25 protein-coding genes are annotated in these 22,486 nt (G+C 60.1%); 22 read left to right on the plus strand and 3 right to left on the minus strand.

The annotated features are described in order from the left end of the window. Positions 1-81 precede the first annotated feature (81 nt). The 22 genes from fliL to LOY67_RS07870 all read left to right on the plus strand — a co-directional run bounded on the left by fliL (position 82) and on the right by LOY67_RS07870 (position 20,109). Positions 82-585: a flagellar basal body-associated protein FliL gene (fliL, locus tag LOY67_RS07765; RefSeq protein WP_041020351.1), complete on the plus strand. Its 504-nt coding sequence runs from the start codon at positions 82-84 to the stop codon at positions 583-585. Positions 586-594: 9 nt separating this feature from the next. After that, on the plus strand, positions 595-1,563 hold the full coding sequence (gene fliM / locus LOY67_RS07770; RefSeq protein ID WP_003184019.1) for a flagellar motor switch protein FliM: 969 nt from the start codon (positions 595-597) through the stop codon (positions 1,561-1,563). Positions 1,564-1,634: 71 nt separating this feature from the next. Beyond that, complete coding sequence (gene fliN, locus LOY67_RS07775) at positions 1,635-2,093, plus strand: flagellar motor switch protein FliN (RefSeq protein WP_265066655.1); 459 nt, start codon at positions 1,635-1,637, stop codon at positions 2,091-2,093. 27 nt (positions 2,094-2,120) lie between these two features. Beyond that, complete coding sequence (fliO, locus tag LOY67_RS07780) at positions 2,121-2,531, plus strand: flagellar biosynthetic protein FliO (protein WP_265067716.1); 411 nt, start codon at positions 2,121-2,123, stop codon at positions 2,529-2,531. Then, the gene (gene fliP, locus LOY67_RS07785) at positions 2,531-3,280 is read left to right on the plus strand and encodes a flagellar type III secretion system pore protein FliP (protein WP_265066656.1); all 750 of its coding nucleotides are present in this window, start codon (positions 2,531-2,533) and stop codon (positions 3,278-3,280) included. Before fliO ends, fliP begins: the two co-directional genes overlap by 1 nt. 21 nt (positions 3,281-3,301) lie before the next feature. Next, positions 3,302-3,571, plus strand: coding sequence for a flagellar biosynthesis protein FliQ (gene fliQ / locus LOY67_RS07790; RefSeq protein WP_265066657.1), 270 nt, complete (start codon positions 3,302-3,304; stop codon positions 3,569-3,571). 4 nt (positions 3,572-3,575) lie between these two features. Then, positions 3,576-4,358, plus strand: a complete 783-nt coding sequence (gene fliR / locus LOY67_RS07795; protein WP_265066658.1) for a flagellar biosynthetic protein FliR — start codon at positions 3,576-3,578, stop codon at positions 4,356-4,358. 3 nt (positions 4,359-4,361) lie between these two features. Continuing rightward, the gene (gene flhB / locus LOY67_RS07800) at positions 4,362-5,501 is read left to right on the plus strand and encodes a flagellar biosynthesis protein FlhB (protein WP_265066659.1); all 1,140 of its coding nucleotides are present in this window, start codon (positions 4,362-4,364) and stop codon (positions 5,499-5,501) included. Positions 5,502-5,746: 245 nt separating this feature from the next. After that, positions 5,747-7,876, plus strand: coding sequence for a flagellar biosynthesis protein FlhA (gene flhA / locus LOY67_RS07805; RefSeq protein ID WP_265066660.1), 2,130 nt, complete (start codon positions 5,747-5,749; stop codon positions 7,874-7,876). Positions 7,877-7,887: 11 nt separating this feature from the next. Then, a complete protein-coding gene (gene flhF, locus LOY67_RS07810) occupies positions 7,888-9,237 on the plus strand; it encodes a flagellar biosynthesis protein FlhF (protein WP_265066661.1) in 1,350 nt (449 codons plus the stop codon). 115 nt (positions 9,238-9,352) lie between these two features. Beyond that, positions 9,353-10,183, plus strand: a complete 831-nt coding sequence (fleN, locus tag LOY67_RS07815; RefSeq protein ID WP_003184001.1) for a flagellar synthesis regulator FleN — start codon at positions 9,353-9,355, stop codon at positions 10,181-10,183. Then, a complete protein-coding gene (gene fliA, locus LOY67_RS07820) occupies positions 10,180-10,923 on the plus strand; it encodes an RNA polymerase sigma factor FliA (RefSeq protein ID WP_024778673.1) in 744 nt (247 codons plus the stop codon). The genes fleN and fliA overlap by 4 nt, the downstream gene beginning before the upstream one ends. Before the next feature lie 114 nt (positions 10,924-11,037). Beyond that, entirely contained in the window at positions 11,038-11,409 is a 372-nt protein-coding gene (locus LOY67_RS07825) for a chemotaxis response regulator CheY (RefSeq protein ID WP_003183998.1), read from the plus strand. An 18-nt stretch (positions 11,410-11,427) separates the two neighbouring features. Then, a complete protein-coding gene (locus LOY67_RS07830; protein WP_265066662.1) occupies positions 11,428-12,216 on the plus strand; it encodes a protein phosphatase CheZ in 789 nt (262 codons plus the stop codon). Positions 12,217-12,246: 30 nt separating this feature from the next. Then, positions 12,247-14,541: a chemotaxis protein CheA gene (locus LOY67_RS07835; RefSeq protein WP_265066663.1), complete on the plus strand. Its 2,295-nt coding sequence runs from the start codon at positions 12,247-12,249 to the stop codon at positions 14,539-14,541. Between the two features lie 48 nt (positions 14,542-14,589). After that, positions 14,590-15,720, plus strand: a complete 1,131-nt coding sequence (locus tag LOY67_RS07840) for a protein-glutamate methylesterase/protein-glutamine glutaminase (RefSeq protein ID WP_265066664.1) — start codon at positions 14,590-14,592, stop codon at positions 15,718-15,720. Next, entirely contained in the window at positions 15,720-16,460 is a 741-nt protein-coding gene (locus tag LOY67_RS07845) for a flagellar motor protein (protein ID WP_024778677.1), read from the plus strand. The genes LOY67_RS07840 and LOY67_RS07845 overlap by 1 nt, the downstream gene beginning before the upstream one ends. Positions 16,461-16,475: 15 nt before the next feature. Continuing rightward, positions 16,476-17,360: a flagellar motor protein MotD gene (gene motD, locus LOY67_RS07850; protein WP_265066665.1), complete on the plus strand. Its 885-nt coding sequence runs from the start codon at positions 16,476-16,478 to the stop codon at positions 17,358-17,360. A 49-nt stretch (positions 17,361-17,409) separates the two neighbouring features. After that, positions 17,410-18,201 carry a ParA family protein gene (locus tag LOY67_RS07855; protein ID WP_265066666.1) on the plus strand — a complete coding sequence of 264 codons (792 nt, stop codon included), beginning with the start codon at positions 17,410-17,412 and terminating at the stop codon, positions 18,199-18,201. An 80-nt stretch (positions 18,202-18,281) separates the two neighbouring features. Beyond that, on the plus strand, positions 18,282-19,157 hold the full coding sequence (locus LOY67_RS07860; RefSeq protein WP_265066667.1) for a CheW domain-containing protein: 876 nt from the start codon (positions 18,282-18,284) through the stop codon (positions 19,155-19,157). A 70-nt stretch (positions 19,158-19,227) separates the two neighbouring features. Further along, complete coding sequence (locus tag LOY67_RS07865; RefSeq protein ID WP_003183968.1) at positions 19,228-19,713, plus strand: chemotaxis protein CheW; 486 nt, start codon at positions 19,228-19,230, stop codon at positions 19,711-19,713. Next, on the plus strand, positions 19,714-20,109 hold the full coding sequence (locus LOY67_RS07870; RefSeq protein ID WP_265066668.1) for a DUF2802 domain-containing protein: 396 nt from the start codon (positions 19,714-19,716) through the stop codon (positions 20,107-20,109). A gap of 53 nt (positions 20,110-20,162) precedes the next feature. Here LOY67_RS07870 and LOY67_RS07875 read toward each other — a convergent pair whose 3' ends face one another. The 3 genes from LOY67_RS07875 to LOY67_RS07885 form a co-directional block, all read right to left on the minus strand. After that, positions 20,163-20,738, minus strand: a complete 576-nt coding sequence (locus LOY67_RS07875) for a DUF4276 family protein (RefSeq protein ID WP_265066669.1) — start codon at positions 20,736-20,738, stop codon at positions 20,163-20,165. Beyond that, on the minus strand, positions 20,732-21,847 hold the full coding sequence (locus LOY67_RS07880; protein ID WP_265066670.1) for an AAA family ATPase: 1,116 nt from the start codon (positions 21,845-21,847) through the stop codon (positions 20,732-20,734). The genes LOY67_RS07875 and LOY67_RS07880 overlap by 7 nt, the downstream gene beginning before the upstream one ends. A 279-nt stretch (positions 21,848-22,126) precedes the next feature. Further along, positions 22,127-22,420 carry a fructose-bisphosphate aldolase gene (locus LOY67_RS07885; protein ID WP_265066671.1) on the minus strand — a complete coding sequence of 98 codons (294 nt, stop codon included), beginning with the start codon at positions 22,418-22,420 and terminating at the stop codon, positions 22,127-22,129. Positions 22,421-22,486 lie beyond the last annotated feature (66 nt).

Consider the following 22,486-nt stretch of genomic DNA (forward strand, 5'->3'; position numbering starts at 1 on the left):
GTTGCAAATTGCTTCTGGCATAACACTTGCTCCTGCCTTGCCATGCAACCGTAAACCCCCGATTAGTGACGGATTATTGGCATGGCGAAGAGCGAAGCAGCAGCTGTAAAGGACCCCGCAACCAAAGGCAAACTCAAGATGATCATCCTGATCGTGGTGGGTGTGCTCCTGGCCATCGGTGTGTCCGTGGGGGCGACCTGGTATTTCATGCACAGCGCTCAAAGCAAGCCGGCGGCGGTGGTCGAGGCTGCGCCTGTGGGCAAGCAGCCGGCGATTTTCGAGCCCATGGCGCCAGCATTTGTCGCCAACTACACCCAGAATGGCCGTCAACGCTACATGCAGGTCAGCATCACTTTGCTGGGTCGTAACCAGGCGGACCTGGAAGCACTGCGGGTGCACATGCCGCTGATCCGCAACAATCTGGTGATGCTGTTCTCCGGACAGAATTTCGACACCCTGGCCACCCCGGTCGGCCAGGAAATGCTCCGTCAGAAAGCCACGGCCAGCGTGCAGGAAGTGGCTCAGAAAGAGCTCGGCAAAGTGGTGATCGAACAGTTGCTCTTCACTAACTTCGTATTGCAGTAGGAACCCGCCATGGCCGTGCAGGACCTGTTGTCCCAGGACGAAATCGACGCGCTGTTGCACGGCGTCGACGACGGCCTGGTACAGACCGAAAACGCTGCTGAACCGGGCAGCGTCAAAAGCTACGACCTGACCAGCCAGGATCGCATCGTTCGCGGACGCATGCCGACCCTGGAGATGATCAACGAACGTTTTGCCCGCTATACCCGCATCAGCATGTTCAACATGCTGCGTCGTTCCGCCGATGTGGCGGTCGGTGGCGTGCAGGTGATGAAGTTCGGGGAGTACGTGCACTCGCTGTATGTACCCACCAGCCTCAACCTGGTGAAGATCAAACCGTTGCGTGGCACCGCGCTGTTTATCCTCGATGCCAAGCTGGTATTCAAGCTGGTGGACAACTTCTTCGGCGGTGACGGTCGTCACGCCAAGATCGAGGGGCGTGAGTTCACCCCGACCGAGCTGCGGGTCGTACGCATGGTGCTGGAGCAGGCTTTCGTCGATCTGAAGGAAGCCTGGCAGGCGATCATGGAAGTGAACTTCGAGTACATCAACTCGGAAGTGAACCCGGCCATGGCCAACATCGTCGGTCCGAGCGAAGCCATCGTGGTATCGACTTTCCACATCGAGCTCGATGGCGGCGGCGGGGACCTGCACGTGACCATGCCGTACTCGATGATCGAGCCGGTGCGCGAAATGCTCGACGCCGGTTTCCAATCGGACCTCGACGATCAGGACGAGCGCTGGATCAATGCCTTGCGCCAGGACGTGCTGGATGTCGATGTGCCGATCGGCGCGACGGTTGCCCGGCGTCAGTTGCGCCTGCGGGACATCCTGCACATGCAGCCGGGGGACATCATTCCCGTCGAAATGCCCGAAGACATGATCATGCGCGCCAATGGCGTACCGGCCTTCAAGGTCAAGATGGGTTCTCACAAAGGCAACCTGGCGTTGCAGGTGATCGAGCCGATCGAACGCCGCTGAGCAATGTCGAACGCTTTAGTTTGTAGCTGAATTTGGTTTTTAACTGATTTTTTGCCCGCCGAGGACAAATGATGGCTAATGATATGAACAACCAGGACGACCAGTCGCTGGCCGATGAGTGGGCTGCCGCCCTGGAAGAAGCCGGTGAAACCGGGCAGGACGACATCGACGCCTTGCTGGCCGCCGACACGGGTGCCAGTTCGTCCAATCGCCTGCAGATGGAGGAGTTTGGCAGCGCGCCGAAAAACAACGAACAGGTGTCGCTGGACGGGCCGAACCTGGATGTGATTCTCGACATCCCGGTGTCGATTTCCATGGAAGTGGGTAGCACCGACATTAACATCCGTAACCTGTTGCAACTCAACCAGGGCTCGGTGATCGAGCTGGATCGCCTGGCTGGTGAGCCGCTGGACGTGCTGGTCAACGGTACCCTGATCGCCCATGGCGAAGTGGTGGTGGTCAACGAGAAGTTCGGCATTCGCCTGACGGACGTGATCAGCCCGAGCGAACGCATCAAGAAGCTGCGCTGAGTGAAAGGTCTTTTCGCTACCGCCCTGATGCTGCCATTCAGCGTTCTGGCGGCCGAGCCCGCGAGCACCGCGGCCACTGCCTCGACGGCCGGCAGCGGCATGGCCGGACAACTGGCGCAATTGGTGCTCGGCTTGTTGCTGGTGCTGGGGTTGATTTTCTTTCTCGCCTGGCTGCTGCGGCGCGTGCAGCAGGCGGGGCCCGCCGGCAAGGGGCAGGTCATCGACATCGTCGGCTCCCGCGCGCTCGGCCCGCGGGACCGGCTGGTGCTGGTGCAGGTCGGCAACGAACAGATTCTGCTGGGCCTGAGCCCGGGCACCATTACTGCGTTGCATGTCCTCAAGGAGCCGGTGCAGGTGCCCGCCACCGACCAGGCCACCCCCGAATTTGCCCAGCGCCTCATGGAACTGTTGGGTAAAGATCAGAAGGATAAGAAGTAATGCCGTTGCGCATTCTGTTGGCGCTGGCCCTGATGCTGGCCGCGCCGTTGGCGTTCGCCGCCGATCCGTTGTCGATCCCGGCCATCACCCTCGGTACCAATGCCCAAGGAGCCCAGGAATACTCGGTCAGCCTGCAGATCCTGCTGATCATGACCGCGCTGAGTTTCATCCCGGCGTTCGTCATGCTGATGACCAGTTTTACCCGGATCATCATCGTCTTTTCGATCCTGCGCCAGGCCCTGGGTCTGCAGCAGACGCCATCGAACCAGATCCTTACCGGCATGGCGCTGTTCCTGACCATGTTCATCATGGCCCCGGTGTTCGACCGGGTGAACCAGGATGCGCTGCAGCCCTACCTGGCGGAAAAACTCAGCGCCCAGGACGCGGTGGCCAAGGCCGAGGTGCCGATCAAGGACTTCATGCTGGCCCAGACCCGCAGCAGCGACCTGGAGCTGTTCATGCGCCTGTCCAAGCGCACCGACATCGCCAGTGCCGACCAGGCGCCGCTGACCATCCTGGTGCCGGCGTTCGTGACGTCCGAACTGAAAACCGCGTTCCAGATCGGTTTCATGATTTTCATCCCGTTCCTGATCATCGACCTGGTGGTCGCCAGCATACTCATGGCGATGGGTATGATGATGCTGTCGCCACTGATCATTTCCTTGCCGTTCAAGATCATGCTGTTCGTGCTGGTGGATGGCTGGGCCTTGATCATCGGCACCCTGGCGGGCAGTTTCGGCGGTGTTTAGACCATTTGCAGGTAGGGCGATATGACTCCTGAAGTAGCGGTAGACCTGTTCCGCGAAGCGCTCTGGCTGACCACCGTCATGGTCGCCATCCTGGTGGTCCCCAGTCTGCTGGTGGGCCTGCTGGTGGCGATGTTCCAGGCCGCGACCCAGATCAACGAACAGACCCTGAGCTTTCTGCCGCGCCTGCTGGTCATGCTGGTGACGCTGATCGTCGCCGGGCCCTGGCTGGTGCAAACCTTCATGGAATACATCCTGCGGCTGTACGGCAGTATTCCGCAGTTGATCGGCTGACCCGATGTCGATGCTCGCGCTGACGGATACCCAGATCGGCTCCTGGGTGGCGGCTTTCGTCTTGCCGCTGTTTCGCGTCACCGCCGTGTTGATGAGCATGCCGGTCTTCGGTACGACCCTGCTGCCGAGGCGCGTGCGCCTGTATTTCGCACTGGCAATCACGGTGGTCATCGTGCCTGGGTTGCCACCGATGCCACAGGTTCATGCCCTGGACCTCAGTGCGCTGATGCTGGTGGCCGAACAGATTCTTATCGGGTCCTTGATGGGTTTTTCGCTGCAACTGTTTTTCCAGGCGTTCGTGGTGGCCGGGCAAATCATTTCGATTCAGATGGGCATGGCTTTCGCATCCATGATCGACCCTACGAACGGCGTTAATACGGCGGTGATCGGTCAGTTTCTGACGATGTTGGTGACGTTGCTGTTTCTCGCCATGAACGGACACCTGGTGGTATTCGAGGTGCTGACCGAGAGCTTCACCACGATGCCGGTTGGGAGTGCGATGCTGGTCAACCATTTCTGGGAGGTTGCCGGCAAGCTCGGCTGGGTCCTGGGGGCGGCGATGGTATTGGTGCTACCTGCGATCACGGCCTTGCTGGTGGTCAACATCGCATTTGGCGTGATGACCCGGGCGGCGCCGCAACTGAACATTTTTTCCATTGGCTTTCCGCTGACTCTTGTACTGGGCATGGTGATCTTCTGGGTCAGCCTGGGGGATATTCTCAATCAGTATCAGCCGCTGGCCACCCAGGCCTTGCAGCTGCTACGCGACATGGCACAGGCGCGCTGAACCATGGCCGAGAGCGAGAGTGGCCAGGACAAGACAGAAGACCCTACGGAAAAGCGCAAGCGCGAGTCCCGGGAGAAGGGCGAGATCGCGCGCTCCAAGGAGCTCAATACCCTTGTGGTGATGCTGGCCGGTGCTGGCGGGCTGCTGATCTATGGGGGTGGGTTGGCCCTGGACCTGCTGGAAATCATGCGCCTGAATTTCTCCCTGCCTCGCGAAGTGCTGCTCAGTCCGGGCGCCATGGCGCAATACCTGTTGCACTCGGGCAAGATCGCGATCGGGGCGGTGCAGCCGATCCTGATCTTCCTCCTGCTGGCTGCGTTCATCGGCCCGATTTCCCTGGGGGGGTGGTTGTTCGCAGCGGGTAGCCTGGCCCCCAAGTTCAGTCGGATGAATCCGATGGCGGGCCTCAAGCGCATGTTTTCCACCTCGGCCCTGATGGAACTGCTCAAGGCCTTCGGGAAATTCCTGCTGGTCCTGTCTGTGGCCTTGGCGGTGTTGCAGTCGGACATTGACGATGTGCTGCGCATCGCCCATGAGCCGTTGGAGCAGGCCATTATCCACAGCGTGCAACTGGTGGGCTGGAGCACCTTGTGGATGGCCTGCGGCCTGATCCTGATTGCTGCCATCGATGTGCCGATCCAGCTGTACCAGAGCAAGCAGAAGCTGATGATGACCAAGCAGGAGGTTCGCGACGAGTACAAAGATTCGGAGGGCAAACCGGAGGTCAAGCAGCGGATTCGCCAGTTGCAACATGAAGTATCCCAGCGACGGATGATGGCGGCGATTCCGACGGCCGACGTGGTCATCACCAACCCGACCCACTACGCCGTGGCGCTCAAATACGACCCGGAAAAGGGTAACGCCCCGGTATTGCTGGCCAAGGGCAGTGATTTCCTGGCGCTGAAAATCCGTGAGATTGCCGTGGCCAATGAAGTGATGCTGCTGGAGTCTCCGGCCCTGGCGCGGTCGATCTATTACTCCACCGAACTCGACCAGGAGATTCCTGGCGGCCTGTATCTGGCGGTGGCCCAGGTCCTGGCCTACGTCTACCAGATCCGCCAGCACCGCGCCGGCAAGGGCAAGCGCCCCGATCCGCTCAAGGACCTGCCGATCCCGCCGGACCTGCGCCGCGATCCTGAATAATCTGCGCCAGGTTCTGTTGGCGACAAAACCTGTGGGAGCGAGCCTGCTCGCGATTGCGGTCTTCCAGCCAATACCTTCATTGCTGAACCACCGCTATCGCGAGCAGGCTCGCTCCCACAGGGTTCATATTTCTGGTCCCAGGCTTGTATTCCAAGGTCTGGCAAAAGTTGGAAGGCTTCTTGCAATACCCCGTCTGCGCCCGTTTCGGGCGTCAAAAGTTTGCTTCACAGGAACGGGGAATATTGGTGGATCGCTCTCAGTTACTCAGCACCGCGCGCAGCAACGTCGTAGACCTCAGCCGGGGCAATCTGGGCGTGCCGCTGTTGCTGCTGGTCATGCTCGCCATGATGATGCTGCCGGTACCGCCGTTCCTGCTGGACGTGTTCTTCACGTTCAACATCGCCTTGTCGATTGTGGTGCTGCTGGTGTGCGTGTATGCCCTGCGCCCACTGGATTTCGCCGTGTTCCCGACCATTCTGCTGGTGGCCACGCTGTTGCGCCTGGCGCTGAACGTGGCGTCCACCCGCGTGGTCATGCTCCACGGCCAGGAGGGTCATGCCGCCGCCGGTAAGGTGATCCAGGCCTTCGGTGAGGTGGTGATTGGCGGTAACTACGTGGTCGGTATCGTGGTCTTCGCCATCCTGATGATCATCAACTTCGTGGTGGTCACCAAGGGTGCCGGGCGTATTTCCGAGGTGAGCGCGCGGTTCACCCTCGATGCCATGCCCGGTAAGCAAATGGCAATCGACGCCGACCTCAACGCCGGCCTGATCGATCAGGGCCAGGCCAAGCTCCGTCGTCTGGAAGTGGCCCAGGAAGCCGAGTTCTACGGTTCCATGGACGGTGCGAGCAAGTTCGTTCGTGGTGACGCCATCGCCGGCCTGTTGATCCTGTTCATCAACCTGATCGGCGGCATGGCCGTCGGTATCTTCCAACATCAGATGAGTTTCGGTGACGCCGGCAAGGTTTACGCCTTGCTGACCATCGGTGACGGTTTGGTGGCGCAATTGCCATCACTGTTGTTATCCACAGCTGCGGCGATCATGGTGACCCGTGCTTCGGGCTCCGAAGACATGGGCAAGCAGATCGGCCGGCAGATGTTCGCCTCGCCCAAGGCCCTGGCCGTGGCCGCCGGGCTGATGGCGGTGATGGGCTTGGTCCCGGGCATGCCACACATTTCCTTCCTGAGCATGGCGGCCGTGGCGGCAGGCGGTGCCTACCTGTTCTGGAAGAAGCAGAACGTGCAGAAGGTCCAGGCGTTGCAAGAGGTCAAGCGCCAGCAGGAACTGCTGCCATCGCCGGCCCGTGCCCTGGAGACCAAGGAACTGGGCTGGGACGACGTGACACCTATCGACATGATCGGCCTGGAAGTCGGCTATCGCCTGATTCCATTGGTGGATCGCAACCAGGGCGGCCAACTGCTGGCGCGGATCAAGGGGGTGCGCAAGAAGCTGTCCCAGGACCTGGGTTTCCTGATGCCCACCGTGCATATCCGCGACAACCTCGACCTGGCGCCCAGCGCCTATCGTCTGACACTGATGGGGGTGATCCTGGCCGAAGCCGAGATCTACCCGGACCGCGAACTGGCGATCAACCCGGGTCAGGTCTATGGTTCGCTCAACGGCATTACCGCCAAGGACCCAGCTTTTGGCCTGGAAGCGGTGTGGATTGAAATCAGTCAGCGGGCCCAGGCCCAGTCCCTCGGTTACACCGTGGTGGACGCCAGCACGGTGGTTGCGACCCATTTGAACCAGATTCTGTACAAGCACTCCAGCGAGTTGATCGGTCACGAAGAAGTCCAGCAATTGCTGCAGGTACTGGCCAAAGGCTCGCCGAAACTGGCCGAAGAGCTGGTGCCGGGTGTGGTTTCGTTGTCGCAGTTGCTCAAGATCTTGCAGGCGCTGCTGGCCGAACAGGTGCCGGTACGCGACATCCGCAGTATTGCCGAAGCCATCGCCAACAACGCTTCCAAGAGTCAAGATACCGCCGCCATGGTGGCTGCGGTGCGGGTCGGCGTATCCCGTGCAATCGTCCAAAGCATTGTAGGCACTGAGTCGGAGCTGCCTGTGATCACGCTGGAGCCAAGGTTGGAACAGATATTGCTCAATAGTCTTCAGAAGGCAGGGCAAGGCTCGGAAGAGGGTGTCCTGCTGGAGCCAAGCATGGCCGAGAAGCTGCAACGTTCGTTGATCGAAGCAGCTCAGCGGCAAGAGATGCAAGGCCAACCGGTGATCCTGCTGGTGGCGGGTCCGATTCGTGGGATGCTCTCGCGATTCGGTCGCCTCGCGGTCCCGGGGCTGCATGTGCTGGCGTACCAGGAAATACCGGACAACAAGCAAGTGACCATTGTTGCGACAGTAGGGCCCAACGGCTGAGGTAGTGGGTTATGCAAGTGAAGCGTTTTTTCGCCGCCGATATGCGTCAGGCCATGAAACTGGTTCGTGACGAGCTGGGCGCCGAAGCAGCCATCATCGGCAACCGCCGGATCGCCGGTGGTGTCGAGCTGACGGCGGCCCTGGACTACAAACTGTCTGCGCTGGCCCCGCGGGTTCCGAACATGGAGCTTGAGGATGAGCTGCGCAAGACCCAATCGCGCATCGCCAGCGCCCAGGCCGAACTGAGCCTGCGCAGCAGCGAGGGCGAGGCCGTCGCGGGCACCAATCGTCAATTGTTTGCCGGTCAGCCGTTGACCGCAGGCCTGCCGCTGACCGCTGCCGAACCGCTGATCGAGCCGACCCCGGCCGAGCCGCGTCGTCCGGCGCCGGCTCCAGCCGCACCGGCTGCTGGCGTCGATCCGCGTGCCCTGGACTCGATGCGTTTCGAGCTCAACAGCCTGCGCGAGCTGATGGAAGTCCAGCTCGGCTCCCTGGCCTGGAACCAACTGCAAGGCAGCCGTCCTGCCCAGGCGAACCTGTGGCGCCGCCTGCAACGCATCGGCCTGTCCGGCCCATTGGCTCGCGACCTGCTGGCGCTGATCAACGATATCCACGAGCCTCGCCAGGCCTGGCGCATGTTGCTGGCGCATCTGGCGCGGATGATTGCCACGCCGGAAGTCGAGCCGCTGGAAGAGGGCGGGGTGATTGCCATGGTCGGCCCGGCCGGCATGGGCAAGACCACCACCCTGGCCAAGCTCGCCGCCCGTTATGTGCTCAAATACGGCGCCCAGAGCATTGCCCTGGTCAGCATGGACAGTTTCCGCATCGGCGCCCAGGAGCAACTCAAGACCCTGGGCCGGATCCTCAACGTGTCGGTGACCCATGTGGATCCGGGTCAATCCCTGGCCCAGGCGCTGGAACCGCTGTTGCGCAAGCGCGTCGTGTTGATCGATACCGCCGGCCTGCAAGCCAGCGATCCGGCCCTGCGCATGCAGCTTGAAAGCCTGGCCGGGCGCGGCATCAGGTCAAAAAATTATCTCGTGTTGGCAACCACCAGCCAGAAACAGGTTCTAACCGCCGCCTACCACAGCTACAAACGCTGCGGACTGGCCGGTTGCATCCTGACCAAGCTGGACGAAACGGCAAGTCTGGGCGAGGTATTGAGCCTGGCGATCGGTCACGATCTGCCGGTGGCGTACCTGACCGATGGGCCGCGGATTCCGGATGATTTGCATCTGCCGCGTCGCCACCAACTGGTCAGCCGCGCCGTGAGTGTGCAAATGCAGGACGAACCCAGCGAAGAAGCCATGGCTGACATGTTCGCTGATATCTACCACAGCCCGACCAAGCAGGTTGGCTGAGGTAATCATGAATATTTTTTGTACCTACATCGATGGTCTGCCAGGCAATGTTCCGTATGTGAACGCGCAGCCAGTAATGTGGCCTTCGTCTAAGTAAGACAGGTAAAGAACGAACATGGGCAGCATGCATCCCGTACAGGTGATCGCGGTGACCGGCGGCAAAGGTGGCGTCGGCAAGACTAACGTGTCAGTGAACTTGTCCCTGGCTCTGGCAGAGCTTGGCCGGCGGGTCATGCTGCTGGACGCCGACCTGGGCCTGGCGAACGTCGACGTGTTGCTGGGGCTCACCCCCAAACGCACGCTGGCGGACGTGATCGAAGGCCGCTGCGAACTGCGCGACGTGCTGTTGCAGGGGCCGGGCGGGATTCGCATCGTGCCGGCCGCTTCCGGCACCCAGAGCATGGTTCATCTGACCCCGGCCCAGCACGCCGGCCTGATCCAGGCCTTCAGCGACATCGGCGACAACCTCGATGTGCTGGTGATCGACACGGCGGCCGGCATCGGTGATTCGGTCGTCAGCTTCGTGCGCGCCGCCCAGGAAGTGCTGCTGGTGGTCTGCGACGAGCCCACGTCCATCACCGATGCCTACGCCCTGATCAAACTATTGAACCGCGACTACGGCATGAACCGCTTCCGCGTCCTGGCCAACATGGCCCAGAGCCCGCAGGAAGGGCGCAACCTGTTCGCCAAGTTGACCAAGGTCACCGATCGCTTCCTCGACGTTGCCCTGCAGTACGTCGGCGCCGTGCCGTACGACGAGAGCGTACGTAAGGCGGTCCAGAAACAACGTGCCGTCTATGAAGCCTTTCCCCGTTCCAAATGCGCGCTGGCGTTCAAGGCGATCGCCCAGAAGGTCGATACCTGGCCACTGCCGGCCAACCCGCGCGGGCATCTGGAGTTTTTCGTCGAGCGTCTCGTGCAACAAACAGCAGGGCCCGTGTTATGACAGCCAGCGGATACAACCACCTCTATAAAAAATCGGCACGGGACGCCCAATACGAACTGATCGAGCGTTACGCGCCGTTGGTCAAGCGCATCGCCTATCACTTGCTGGCACGCTTGCCGGCCAGTGTCCAGGTCGAAGACCTGATCCAGGCGGGCATGATCGGCCTGCTCGAAGTGGCGAACAAATACGACGCGAGCAAGGGCGCCAGTTTCGAGACATACGCCGGTATCCGCATTCGCGGCGCGATGCTCGACGAGGTCCGCAAGGGCGACTGGGCACCCCGTTCGGTGCACCGCAATACCCGCATGGTCAGTGACGCCATTCGCGCAATTGAAGCGAAAACCGGGCGAGACGCTAAAGATCACGAGGTTGCGGCCGAACTCCAGTTGAGTCTCGATGATTATTACGGGATTTTGAACGATACCTTGGGCAGCCGCCTGTTCAGTTTCGACGACCTGTTGCAGGACGGCGATCATGAAGGGCTGCACGAGGATGGCGCGAGTACTCACATGGAGCCTGCGCGTGACCTGGAAGACGAACGTTTCCAGAGCGCGCTGGCCGATGCGATTGCCAATTTGCCGGAGCGTGAGCGACTGGTCTTGGCGCTGTACTACGACGAAGAGCTGAACCTCAAGGAAATCGGTGAGGTCCTGGGGGTCAGCGAATCGCGGGTCAGCCAGTTACACAGCCAGTGCGCCGCCCGTTTGCGGGGGCGTTTGGGGGAGTGGCGAGCGCGCTGACAGTCGGTACCGGTGTCCCGGGCCGTTGTCGAATGCTGTACCGGATTGATTGAAATGGCGCGTTCAGGTGCTGCACGCGTTTAAGACTGCTTGGAGGTCGAATTGGACAAGAACATGAAAATCCTCATCGTTGATGACTTTTCAACGATGCGGCGGATCATAAAAAACCTGTTGCGTGACCTTGGGTTCACCAACACGGTCGAGGCCGACGATGGCACCACTGCCATCCCGGTTCTCAACAGCGGGAGCATCGACTTTCTGGTGACTGACTGGAACATGCCCGGCATGACCGGTATCGACTTGCTGCGCCATGTGCGCGCCGACGAAAAACTCAAGCATCTTCCGGTGCTGATGGTCACCGCCGAAGCCAAGCGCGAGCAGATCATCGAAGCGGCCCAAGCCGGTGTGAACGGCTATGTGGTCAAACCCTTCACGGCCCAGGCGTTGAAAGAAAAGATCGAAAAGATCTTCGAACGCATCGGTTAACGGCGCCACGGGGGAGCTATGGAGAATAATGAAGCTTCAATGGGCGATTTCGAATCGACCCTGAAAAAACATGCCCGCGAACTGGTCGACAGCCTCGAAAAAGGTCGTTTCGGCGATGCAGTCCAGATGATCCACGAGCTCAATCAGACCCGGGATCGTGGTCTGTACCAGGAAGTCGGCAAGCTCACCCGTGAACTGCACAGCGCCATCGTCAATTTCCAGATCGATCCGAACACGCCCCAGGCCGAAGAGGTCTCGCAGATCACTGACGCGACCGAGCGCCTGTCCTATGTGGTCAAGCTGACCGAGGCCGCCGCCAACCGCACCATGGACCTGGTGGAAAGCGCCACGCCGCTGGTCAATGGCCTCGGTGATGAAGCCCAGGCCTTGAGCGCCGACTGGGGGCGTTTCATGCGTCGTGAAGTCGGGGCGGAAGAATTCCGCGACCTGGCGCGTCGGGTCGACGGTTTTCTGACACGCAGCAGCACCGATAACCGCGCGGTAGCGAGCAACCTCAACGATATTCTGCTGGCTCAGGACTATCAGGACCTGACCGGCCAGGTGATCAAGCGCGTCACCCAATTGGTCACCGAAGTCGAAAGCAATCTGCTCAAACTGGTGTTGATGGCCAGCCAGGTCGACCGCTTTGCAGGCATCGAACACGACCGTGAGGCGATGCTTGCTGAAAAAGATCCACAAAAACATCTCTCTCAGGGTGAAGGTCCGCAGATTCATGCCGATAAAAGAGAAGACGTTATGTCCGGCCAGGACGATGTGGACGATTTGCTGTCCAGCCTTGGATTCTGAGTTTTAGCCCTGTTTTAGGAGCAGCCATTAATGAGCTTCGGCGCCGATGAAGAGATCCTTCAGGATTTCCTGGTTGAGGCCGGCGAGATTCTAGAGCAACTGTCCGAGCAACTGGTCGAGCTGGAAAGCCGACCGGATGATGCGGATCTGCTCAATGCAATTTTTCGCGGTTTCCACACTGTAAAAGGAGGCGCCGGCTTCCTCCAGCTCAACGAGCTGGTGGAGTGCTGCCACATTGCCGAGAACGTGTTCGACATCCTGCGCAAGGGTGAGCGTCGCGTCGATTCGGAACTGATGGACGTCGTGCTTGAAGCGCTGGATGCGGTCAACAGCATGTTCAGTGAGGTGCGTGACCGTTCGCCGATCACCGCCGCCACGCCTGAGTTGCTCGCCGCGCTGTCGCGCCTGGCCGAGCCGCAATCGGCTGACGAAGCTGCTCCGGTCGAAGCCATGGTTGAAGAACCTGCGGTCGAGGAGCCGGTCGCCGAGGAATCGGGCGATATCACCGATAACGAATTCGAACAACTGCTGGACTCCCTGAGTGCTGTCAAGGCCGAAGCCCAGGCCCAGACCCAGGCTCCGGTAGTGACTGCACCCGCCGATGCTGGCGCGGCCAGCGATGAAATCACCGATGCGGAGTTCGAGTCGCTGCTCGATCAACTGCACGGCAAGGGCCAGTTCGCCGTCGATGCGGTTGTCCCGGCGACAGCCCCTGCCGCGCCGAAAGCCGCAGGCGACAGCTCCGACATCACTGACGATGAGTTCGAAGCCCTGCTCGATCAGTTGCATGGCAAGGGTACCTTTGCCGTCGACGCCCTGGAGTCGGCCATTGCTTCCGCGCCTGCCCCGAGCAAGCCCGCTGCCGCAGCGGCCGGTAGCGACCTGATTACCGATCAGGAATTCGAATCGCTGCTCGACGATTTGCACGGCAAAGGCAAGTTCACCGAGGTCGGCACGGCCGCTGCTGCGCCCGCTGCCGGCACGACCGCCGCACCCGCCGCCAAGGCTGCGCCCAAACCCGTCGCCAAGGCGCCGGAACCCAAGGCCGAGACGCCCGCACCCGCACCCAAGCCTGCAGCAGCGGCTGCCGCGCCTGCGCCTGCCCGTGCACCGGCCGCGGCGGCGGCTGCACCGGCGGAAAAACCGACCAGTGAAGCCGAGACCACCGTTCGGGTCGACACTGCGCGCCTGGACGAGATCATGAACATGGTCGGCGAACTGGTGCTGGTGCGTAACCGCCTGGTGCGCCTGGGCCTTAACAGCCAGGACGAAGCCATGTCCAAGGCCGTGTCGAACCTCGACGTGGTCACGGCCGATCTGCAGACCGCGGTCATGAAGACCCGGATGCAGCCGATCAAGAAAGTCTTCGGGCGCTTCCCGCGCCTGGTACGTGACCTGGCTCGCCAGCTCAAGAAAGAAATCAACCTGGAACTGGTGGGTGAAGAAACCGACCTCGACAAGAACCTCGTCGAGGCCCTGGCCGACCCGCTGGTCCACTTGGTGCGCAACGCGGTCGACCACGGCATTGAATCGCCGGAAGAGCGCGAAGCTTCGGGCAAGGTCCGCAGCGGCAAGGTGATCCTGGCCGCCGAGCAGGAGGGGGACCACATCCTGCTGTCGATCTCCGACGACGGCAAGGGCATGGACCCCGACGTGCTGCGCTCCATCGCCGTCAAACGCGGCGTGATGGACAAGGACGCCGCCGACCGCCTGAGCGACACCGAGTGCTACAACCTGATCTTCGCCCCCGGCTTCTCGACCAAGACCGAGATCTCCGACGTGTCGGGTCGTGGCGTGGGCATGGACGTGGTGAAAACCAAGATTTCCCAGCTCAACGGTTCGATCAACATCCACTCGGTCAAGGGCGCAGGCTCGAAGATCCTCATCAAGGTCCCGCTGACCCTGGCGATCATGCCGACTCTGATGGTGATGCTGGGCAACCAGGCATTCGCCTTCCCGCTGGTCAACGTCAACGAGATCTTCCACCTCGACTTGTCGCGCACCAACGTGGTGGACGGCCAGGAAGTGGTGATCGTGCGGGACAAGGCTCTGCCGCTGTTCTACCTCAAGCGCTGGCTGGTCAGCTCCGCGGCGCATGTGGAGCAGGGCGAAGGCCACGTGGTGATCCTTTCGGTGGGCACCCAGCGGATCGGCTTCGTCGTCGACCAGCTCGTGGGCCAGGAAGAAGTGGTCATCAAGCCGTTGGGCAAGATGCTCCAGGGCACCCCGGGCATGTCCGGCGCCACCATCACCGGCGACGGCCGCATCGCGCTGATCCTCGATGTGCCGAGCATGCTCAAGCGTTACGCCGCACGGCGTATTTGATTCTGGAGGGGCGTGGCCCGGCGCCGCGCCTCGTCTAACGGAGTGTTTATGGTAGTTAAAGTCCTGGTGGTGGACGATTCGGGGTTCTTCCGCCGCCGCGTCTCGGAAATTCTTTCGGCGGACACGACGATTCAGGTCGTCGGTACCGCAACCAATGGCAAAGAGGCAATCGATCAGGCCCTGGCACTCAAGCCGGACGTGATCACCATGGACTATGAGATGCCCATGATGGACGGCATCACGGCCGTGCGGCATATCATGCAGCGCTGCCCGACCCCGGTATTGATGTTCTCGTCCCTGACCCACGAAGGCGCCCGTGTCACCCTCGACGCGCTGGACGCCGGTGCGGTGGATTTCCTGCCGAAGAACTTTGAAGACATCTCGCGCAACCCCGACAAGGTCCGGCAGTTGCTGTGCGAGAAGGTCCACAGCATTTCCCGCAGCAACCGTCGTGTGAGTGGCTACACCCCAGCGGCACCGGCGCCTGTGGTTACACCTGCACCTGCACCTGCGCCGTCGTCGGGCGGCTTCAATCCGCCGCCGGTACGCAGTGCTCCAGCCCCTGCGCCCGCGCGCCCGGCTCCAGTCAGCGCATCGTCGCCGGCGCCCAAGCGCAAGGCCTATAAACTGGTCGCCATCGGCACGTCCACGGGCGGTCCGGTGGCGCTGCAACGGGTCCTGACTCAGTTGCCGGCCAACTTCCCGGCCCCCATCGTGTTGATCCAGCACATGCCCGCAGCCTTCACCAAGGCCTTCGCCGAGCGCCTGGACAAGCTGTGCAATATCAGCGTCAAGGAAGCCGAGGACGGCGATATCCTGCGTCCGGGCCTGGCGCTGCTGGCGCCGGGTGGCAAGCAGATGATGATCGACGGTCGCGGTGCGGTGAAAATCCTGCCCGGCGACGAACGCCTGAACTACAAGCCGTGTGTGGACATTACCTTCGGCTCCGCAGCCAAATCCTACGGTGACAAAGTTCTGGCGGTGGTGCTGACCGGCATGGGCGCCGACGGTCGCGAAGGCGCACGCCTGCTCAAGCAGGGCGGCAGTGCGATCTGGGCCCAGGACGAAGCCAGTTGTGTGATTTATGGCATGCCGATGGCAATTGTCAAAGCGGACCTGGCCGACGCGGTGTATGGATTGGACGACATCGGTAAAAACCTGGTCGAGGCATGCCTGTAATGGATGTCCTCAGCCTGATCGGCATCATCATGGCGTTCGTCGCCATCATTGGTGGCAACTATCTGGAGGGCGGTCATCTCGGTGCCCTGGCCAACGGCCCGGCCGCGTTGATCGTACTCGGTGGCACCATCGGCGCCGCGCTGTTGCAATCGCCCATGAGCGCGTTCAAGCGTGCCATACAGGTGCTGGTCTGGATTCTGTTTCCACCACGGGTCGACCTGGCCGGTGGTATCGATCGCGTCGTGAACTGGAGTCTGACCGCCCGCAAGGAAGGCCTGCTCGGCCTGGAAGGGGTGGCCGATGCCGAACCGGACAACTACTCGCGAAAAGGCCTGCAACTGCTGGTAGACGGCGCCGAGCCGGAAGCCATCCGCAGCATCCTGGAAGTGGATTTCTATACCCAGGAAAGCCGCGATATCGAAGCGGCCAAAGTCTTCGAAAGCATGGGCGGTTATGCGCCCACCATCGGTATCATCGGGGCGGTGATGGGCCTGATCCACGTGATGGGCAACCTGGCCGATCCTTCGCAACTGGGCAGCGGCATTGCCGTGGCGTTCGTCGCCACCATCTATGGCGTGGCGAGTGCCAACCTGGTGTTGTTGCCGATTGCCGCCAAGCTCAAATCCATTGCCTTGCGCCAGTCGCGTTATCGCGAAATGTTGCTGGAAGGAATCCTCTCGATCGCCGAAGGTGAAAACCCGCGCTCCATTGAATTGAAGCTCCAGGGCTTCATGGACTGATGGGAGTAATGGACCATGGCGCGTCGCAGGAATCATGAAGAGCACGTCAACCACGAACGTTGGCTGGTGTCCTACGCCGACTTCATCACGTTGCTGTTCGCCTTTTTCGTGGTCATGTATTCGATCTCCTCGGTCAACGAGGGCAAGTACAAGGTCATTTCCGAGGCGTTGATCGGCGTCTTTACCGACTCGGACCGCGCCCTCAAGCCGATCCCCATTGGTGACGAGCGACCCAAGACGACCACACCGGCCAAGCCGCTGGTCCGTGACGCCGAGCAGGTCGATGCCGGCATCGCCGGTGGCAGCGATCCGTTGAAAAGCATCGCCGACGACATCAGTGCGGCCTTCGGCGACCTGATCAGCTCCAACCAGATGACCGTGCGCGGCAACGAGTTGTGGGTGGAGATCGAACTCAACTCCAGCCTGTTGTTCGGCAGCGGCGACGCCATGCCCAGCGACATGGCGTTCAACATCATCGACAAGGTGGCGGCGATCCTCAAGCCGTTCGACAACCCGATCCATGTGGAAGGCTTCACGGATGACCAGCCGATCCGCACCGCGCAGTATCCGACCAACTGGGAACTGTCTTCGGCGCGTTCGGCGAGCATCGTCCGTATGCTCGCCATGCAGGGGGTGAACCCTGGTCGCCTGGCATCGGTGGGGTATGGCGAGTTCCAGCCGGTCGCCAACAATGCCACTGTCGAGGGGCGGGCAAAAAATCGGCGCGTGGTGCTGGTGGTGTCGCGCAACCTCGATGTACGCCGCAGCCTGACCGGTACCGGCACGGCCAACGCAACGCCGGATGCGGCATTGAAGCGGGCTGGCACACAAACTGCACCGACCCCGGTCAAGACACCGGGAAGACAGAGTGCCGTCAATTCTCCGTCACCCGCTTTATAACCGAGCTATTTCTCGGTCGAGCCTGTCTCGGCCGGGAGGAACGATCTGAATGAGAGTCTGGGCAGTTGCCAATCAAAAAGGTGGGGTGGGTAAAACCACTTCTTCCATCGCTTTAGCCGGCTTGCTGGCCGAGGCGGGCAAGCGTGTGGTCATCGTCGACCTGGACCCCCACGGCTCGATGACCAGCTATTTCGGCTACGATCCCGATAGCCTGGAGCACAGCAACTACGACCTCTTCCTGCACCGCGGCACGGTGCCCGAGGGCTTGCCGGGGCAACTGCTGCTGTCCACCAGTGATGAGCGGATTTCCCTGTTGCCGTCGAGCACCGCGCTGGCGACTCTGGAGCGGCAGTCGCCGGGGCAGGGCGGCCTGGGCCTGGTGATCGCCAAGAGTCTGGCGCAGCTGTGGCAGGATTTCGATTACGCGATCATCGACAGCCCGCCCCTGCTGGGTTTATTGATGGTCAATGCCTTGGCGGCCAGCCAGCAACTGGTGATCCCGGTGCAGACCGAGCACCTGGCGGTCAAGGGGCTGGAGCGGATGGTCAATACCCTGGCGATGGTCAATCGCTCACGCAAGCAGTCGCTGGCGTTCAATATCGTGCCGACCCTGTTCGACCGTCGCACCCAGGCGTCCATGGGCACCCTGCGCGTGTTGCGAGACATGTACCCGGACGACATCTGGCAAGGTTATATCCCGGTCGACACGCGCCTGCGCGATGCCAGCCGCGCCGGTATGACCCCTTCACAGTTCGATGGCAAAAGCCGCGGTGTGCTGGCCTATCGGGCGTTGCTCAAGCACCTGCTGGCCCAGCAGCTTGTTCCTCAGCAGGTGGCCTGATTGAACGCGTCTAAAAGCTCTGCGGGCTCAAGTCTCATGGCACTCATGCCGATAACGTCTATATGCGGCGCACAGATTTCATGAACCGCCCGATCAAGACAACCTCGCGTCCGCAAATGGCCTTGCAGTCCTACCTGGACGGGCTGTTGCAGGAAGCGACCGAAGAATTGCCGCCGGAACCGAAGGTGCCCGAGGCTTTGCCCGCGCCCGTCGAGCCCGAAGGTGTGCTGGATGAGTTTCAGGCGGCCGTGCTCGAGGAGCAGGCCCGTGATGCACGCAAGCCAGTGGTTGCCGCAGCGGTCGAGACACCGTTCGCCAAGCCACCGGTGAAAGTCATGGAGGCGCCTGCGCCGCTGCTGTCTGCGGTTTCCACCGTTGCACCGTTGTTGCAGGGCCTGGTGACGCCGGTGGTGGAAGTTCATCTGCCGCCACCGAGCAACACACCGCCGCCGGTACCGACGGACGACCGTCCGGCCTGGGCCGCGGAGCCGTTCGAGTGTCTGTTGTTCGATGTCGCCGGGTTGACCCTGGCGGTGCCACTGGTGTGCCTGGGATCGATCTATTCCCTGGCCGGGCATGAATTGACGCCGTTGTTCGGCCAGCCGGATTGGTTCCTTGGGATCCTGCCGAGCCAGTCCGGCAACCTGAAGGTCCTGGATACCGCACGCTGGGTCATGCCGGACCGTTATCGCGATGATTTTCGCCAGGGCCTGCAATACGTGATTTCGGTACAGGGTTACGAGTGGGGATTGGCGGTGCACCAGGTCAGCCGTTCGCTGCGCCTGGACCCGAATGAGATCAAGTGGCGCAGCCATCGAGGGCAACGGCCATGGCTGGCCGGTACGGTGATCGAGCACATGTGCGCCTTGCTGGACGTTTCCGAGCTGGCTGAGCTGATCGCCAGTGGCGGGGCAAAACACCTGGGCGGCACCAAGCCGGTCCAGAAACCGAAATAACACAGCCGGTGGCGCACAGCGTCACGGCGCAGAACACACCGCCACAGGCGGTTTTTCGAGGGGTCAGGGTATGAATGATAAGGCGTCGTCTCTCAAGGGTTCCGAAGATCCGATCCTGCAATGGGTCACCTTCAAACTCGACAACGAAACCTACGGCATCAACGTGATGCGCGTGCAGGAAGTGCTGCGCTATACCGAGATCGCTCCGGTCCCGGGTGCGCCAAGCTACGTGCTGGGTATCATCAACCTGCGTGGCAACGTGGTCACGGTGATCGACACCCGCCAGCGTTTCGGCCTGAGCTCCACCGAGGTCAACGACAACACCCGTATCGTGATCATCGAGGCCGACAAGCAAGTGGTCGGCATCCTGGTCGACAGCGTGGCTGAAGTGGTTTACTTGCGTCAGTCGGAAATCGAAACCGCGCCTAACGTCGGTAACGAAGAATCGGCCAAGTTCATCCAGGGCGTCTGCAACAAGAACAACGAGTTGCTGATCCTGGTCGAGCTGGAAAAAATGATGAGCGAAGAAGAGTGGTCGGAACTGGAGAGTATCTGATTGATTCTTGAGGTAGCAGTCATTGTCCTGTTCCTTTTCTGGGCAGGCACGCTGGCGATGTTCCTGGCGTACATACGCGGCCAGCGGCAGATCGCCGCTCAGCAGGCCCAGGGCGATGCGCTGCGCGATCAGCGCATCAAGGACCTGGCCAAGCGTGTCGACGATTACCAGAACGGTACCGTGCGCATGGGTGAAGCCATCCATGAGCTGCGTGCCGTGCTCAGCCCGTTGCCGGACAAACTGGCCCAACTGGAACAGCGCGACCCCTCGAGCCTGTCCTTTGCCCAGGCTGCACGGCTGGTGGGCATGGGCGCCAGTGTCGACGAACTGACCCAGGCCTGCGGCTTGACCCAGGCCGAGGCGGAGTTGATGAGTAAGTTGCATCGAGGCGGCTAAGAGCCTTGAGCGGCAAGCTACAAGAGATTACAGCCTCGCAGGTTGTCTTGCGCTTAGGCTTGTCCTTGCTTCGTGAAGTAGCTGACAAGTTCCTTCGCACTTGGGCACTCTGGGTGCGTGGCGGCTTGGCGAATGCTGAAGCCATAATGCTTGACCATCTTCTTTGCAAATGCGGTCTTGTTGCCCGGACCGCGTTTACCAAGCTCATTTGATATTTCTTTGAGGCGGTCCCAAGGCTTGTTCAGTGTCTGCTCGGGTTGAGGCTCATCGAAGTGATGGACGTCAAGCCATTTGCGTATTGCACTTGAGTCAGCCAGGAACCATCCTTCCAACGCTTTTACAGCGACAAATGTGATATCGATTCGTGCGTTCGAGATGCGCTCTCTGACTACATCAACTGACTCTTCGTCTTCGAGATCGGTAAGCACAACGATTCTATCCACTGCTTGCTGATCCAGGCGCGCCAGATAGGCGTCGATGTTTTGCGGTAAAAGATTACCGCCTCCCTTGGCATTGACCACGGGATTGATCAGTTCAAAATTATTTTCCAGCAGAAACGCTCTGAAGTCAGCGGATTCGATAACGATTTTTTCGCTGTCGCCTTCAACGATGAATCCAACTTTTACCATGGCAGGCCTCCATCAAAAAGATTGGCCAGCCAGGCTGTGTCCAGCGGGATATCTTTTTTATCGACCCTTGAGTCCGAAGCACATTTGACCTTGGTCTTGCCATCCTCTTTATTCACGAGCCACAGTTCTTCAAGATCAAGATTCCGGACAACGGATTCGCTATGGGTGGTGATGAGAACTGGGTGTTCCACGGACGCATTTTCACGCATCAACTGGACCAGCTCACCGATAGCTTTCGGATGAATGCCTCGTTCGGGCTCCTCTATGATTGTGATGCCTGATTTGTCTGCACGGCTTAATACAGCGGTCATGATGCACAGGGCATAAATCGTACCATCAGAAATCAGCCGTGCCGGGAACCGAGCTTTTGTTCCTTCTTCCTTGAAGGTGATCACCGTTGAGCCATCCAACCTTTGCTTCTCGGTAGAGACATTCTCCATTCCCGGAACTATCAACTCGATCCATTCCAGTACCTGGTCACGAAAGCGTTCGTTTTTCTCCAGAACTGACAACATGGTTGCCACGTTCCGACCGTGGCTATCGAGTGTCGTAGCATCTGCTGTTGAGCTGTCAGGTTCCTTGGCTTCTAGCGGATCGATCCGGAATACCTGGATATTGGTAAGCATGCGATACAGTGGCGAATGGCTGAGCAGCATGAGCGCAGTCATGTCCTGTGCGTATTCAGGCAAGAGCTGCAGACCCTGGGCGTCACTTAAAGCAATCTGCGTTTCATTGCTGCTCTTGCGATCAATGACCTGTTTGCCGTTGATCTTTAAGCTTTCAAGTACTTGAGGTACCCGGTCTATCCCGGATATTTTCAAGCTGTAGTCGAACACCTCTTCTTTGAGCTTTATCCTGAGCGCAAAGGAGATCGTCGTACGTTTTTCCTTTCTATGCTTGAAGCAGTGAATCTGCTGGAATCCCCCAAAGTCACGTATTGCCTGGGCAGCCCCTCGCTTCACTACCGCACCCAGAAAGGCCAGCGCGTCAGTAATGTTGCTCTTACCTGCACCGTTCGAGCCGGCTAGAGCTGTAAAGGGTGGCACATCCCGCAGGACTATGTTTACCGCGCTCTTGAAGCCTTCGATCTCGAGGTATTCAATTTTCATCGCAAATCCTCAGCTCTCAGCACATAAATTCTTAAAATCAGGCGCTTGGAGTCATTTTTCGTAACGTAGTCTACTCAATGGGCACTGATTCTATAGACAAATTGGAAAGCCTGCTCCTGAGTGAAATTCGGTAGAGCTGGTGGCTACTTTGCGTCCAAGACAAAGACCAAAAAAGTGGAGCCTTAATCTTACTGAACGTTCCCAGAAGGCTTTCCACCGCTTCTGAATGCGAACCAGAAAAGCAACAACCCGCCGAGACGGGTTGTATGCCTGGAACCGCTACTGTCCCTCAGATGCCTCAAATCCCCGCACTTCGATTACCCGAAACACATCGCTCACATCCTGAACCAGGATCCGAGCAATGTTGGTGACGGTATTAATGTCGTTTTCGGCATAGTCGGGCAGGGTGGTGCAGGCCATGAGATTGAGGTACTTGAGGACGGCCTCGAGGCGTTCGTTAAGGCAGCTGTGGAGCTCACCCAGTGGGGCGTTTGCATCAATGAGGAGGACGGGATGTTCGGTGGCGAAGTGAGACATGGGGGTGAAGTGGTTGAGCGGATGCTGACTTGTCATGGTGTTAATCCTGATGAAAATTGGATTGCCACCGTTCTGCTGCGAAACAGGATGGGTGGCAGCTAT

Origin of the sequence: Pseudomonas sp. B21-056 (assembly GCF_026016325.1) — a bacterium.
GTDB lineage: Bacteria > Pseudomonadota > Gammaproteobacteria > Pseudomonadales > Pseudomonadaceae > Aquipseudomonas.

Bases quoted from the DNA above. Each gene is read 5' to 3' on its own strand.
- fliL (WP_041020351.1), top strand. From the start codon at position 82: ATGGCGAAGAGCGAAGCAGCAGCTGTAAAGGACCCCGCAACCAAAGGC.
- fliM (WP_003184019.1), top strand. From the start codon at position 595: ATGGCCGTGCAGGACCTGTTGTCCCAGGACGAAATCGACGCGCTGTTG.
- fliN (WP_265066655.1), top strand. From the start codon at position 1,635: ATGGCTAATGATATGAACAACCAGGACGACCAGTCGCTGGCCGATGAG.
- fliO (WP_265067716.1), top strand. From the start codon at position 2,121: ATGCTGCCATTCAGCGTTCTGGCGGCCGAGCCCGCGAGCACCGCGGCC.
- fliP (WP_265066656.1), top strand. From the start codon at position 2,531: ATGCCGTTGCGCATTCTGTTGGCGCTGGCCCTGATGCTGGCCGCGCCG.
- fliQ (WP_265066657.1), top strand. From the start codon at position 3,302: ATGACTCCTGAAGTAGCGGTAGACCTGTTCCGCGAAGCGCTCTGGCTG.
- fliR (WP_265066658.1), top strand. From the start codon at position 3,576: ATGTCGATGCTCGCGCTGACGGATACCCAGATCGGCTCCTGGGTGGCG.
- flhB (WP_265066659.1), top strand. From the start codon at position 4,362: ATGGCCGAGAGCGAGAGTGGCCAGGACAAGACAGAAGACCCTACGGAA.
- flhF (WP_265066661.1), top strand. From the start codon at position 7,888: ATGCAAGTGAAGCGTTTTTTCGCCGCCGATATGCGTCAGGCCATGAAA.
- fleN (WP_003184001.1), top strand. From the start codon at position 9,353: ATGGGCAGCATGCATCCCGTACAGGTGATCGCGGTGACCGGCGGCAAA.
- fliA (WP_024778673.1), top strand. From the start codon at position 10,180: ATGACAGCCAGCGGATACAACCACCTCTATAAAAAATCGGCACGGGAC.
- LOY67_RS07825 (WP_003183998.1), top strand. From the start codon at position 11,038: ATGAAAATCCTCATCGTTGATGACTTTTCAACGATGCGGCGGATCATA.
- LOY67_RS07830 (WP_265066662.1), top strand. From the start codon at position 11,428: ATGGAGAATAATGAAGCTTCAATGGGCGATTTCGAATCGACCCTGAAA.
- LOY67_RS07835 (WP_265066663.1), top strand. From the start codon at position 12,247: ATGAGCTTCGGCGCCGATGAAGAGATCCTTCAGGATTTCCTGGTTGAG.
- LOY67_RS07840 (WP_265066664.1), top strand. From the start codon at position 14,590: ATGGTAGTTAAAGTCCTGGTGGTGGACGATTCGGGGTTCTTCCGCCGC.
- LOY67_RS07845 (WP_024778677.1), top strand. From the start codon at position 15,720: ATGGATGTCCTCAGCCTGATCGGCATCATCATGGCGTTCGTCGCCATC.
- motD (WP_265066665.1), top strand. From the start codon at position 16,476: ATGGCGCGTCGCAGGAATCATGAAGAGCACGTCAACCACGAACGTTGG.
- LOY67_RS07855 (WP_265066666.1), top strand. From the start codon at position 17,410: ATGAGAGTCTGGGCAGTTGCCAATCAAAAAGGTGGGGTGGGTAAAACC.
- LOY67_RS07860 (WP_265066667.1), top strand. From the start codon at position 18,282: ATGAACCGCCCGATCAAGACAACCTCGCGTCCGCAAATGGCCTTGCAG.
- LOY67_RS07865 (WP_003183968.1), top strand. From the start codon at position 19,228: ATGAATGATAAGGCGTCGTCTCTCAAGGGTTCCGAAGATCCGATCCTG.
- LOY67_RS07875 (WP_265066669.1), bottom strand. From the start codon at position 20,738: ATGGTAAAAGTTGGATTCATCGTTGAAGGCGACAGCGAAAAAATCGTT.
- LOY67_RS07880 (WP_265066670.1), bottom strand. From the start codon at position 21,847: ATGAAAATTGAATACCTCGAGATCGAAGGCTTCAAGAGCGCGGTAAAC.
- LOY67_RS07885 (WP_265066671.1), bottom strand. From the start codon at position 22,420: ATGACAAGTCAGCATCCGCTCAACCACTTCACCCCCATGTCTCACTTC.